The following is a 546-nucleotide window of genomic DNA, read 5'->3' as shown; positions in this document are numbered from 1 at the left end:
AGTGGAGCCTAGCGGGATCGAACCGCTGACCTCCTGCGTGCAAGGCAGGCGCTCTCCCAGCTGAGCTAAGGCCCCATATTTTGAAAATATCGGGAAGACAGGATTTGAACCTGCGACCCCCTGGTCCCAAACCAGGTGCTCTACCAAGCTGAGCCACTTCCCGTTAATAAAAAACGCGCCCGAGAGGAGTCGAACCCCTAACCTCTTGATCCGTAGTCAAACGCTCTATCCAATTGAGCTACGGGCGCATATGGTGCCGAGGGCGGGGGTCGAACCCGCACGGTGGTCACCCACCGCAGGATTTTAAGTCCTGTGCGTCTGCCTGTTCCGCCACCCCGGCATGTCATACTGAAAATTGGAGCGGAAGACGGGATTCGAACCCGCGACCCCAACCTTGGCAAGGTTGTATTCTACCACTGAACTACTTCCGCAAGACATGTTTGAGTTATTTTATTAAAAGTGCGGGTGAAGGGAGTCGAACCCCCACGCCAAAGGCGCTAGATCCTAAGTCTAGTGCGTCTGCCAATTCCGCCACACCCGCATATT

The 546-nt window shown here is 55.1% G+C and carries 6 tRNA genes; all 6 read right to left on the bottom strand.

The window, feature by feature from the left end:
• Positions 1-2 precede the first annotated feature (2 nt).
• The 6 genes from AC0IXC_RS29120 to AC0IXC_RS29095 all read right to left on the bottom strand — a co-directional run bounded on the left by AC0IXC_RS29120 (position 3) and on the right by AC0IXC_RS29095 (position 541).
• Positions 3-75 (bottom strand) — tRNA-Ala (locus AC0IXC_RS29120).
• Between the two features lie 14 nt (positions 76-89).
• A tRNA-Pro gene (locus AC0IXC_RS29115) sits at positions 90-163 on the bottom strand.
• A gap of 11 nt (positions 164-174) precedes the next feature.
• Positions 175-248 (bottom strand) — tRNA-Arg (locus tag AC0IXC_RS29110).
• Between the two features lie 3 nt (positions 249-251).
• Positions 252-340 (bottom strand) — tRNA-Leu (locus AC0IXC_RS29105).
• 16 nt (positions 341-356) lie between these two features.
• Positions 357-431: transfer RNA gene (locus tag AC0IXC_RS29100), tRNA-Gly, on the bottom strand.
• Positions 432-460: 29 nt separating this feature from the next.
• Positions 461-541, bottom strand: a tRNA-Leu gene (locus tag AC0IXC_RS29095).
• Between the last annotated feature and the right edge of the window lie 5 nt (positions 542-546).

It is taken from the genome of Bacillus sp. AC266 (assembly GCF_979253805.1).
This window is presented reverse-complemented; position numbering and strand designations above follow the sequence as displayed.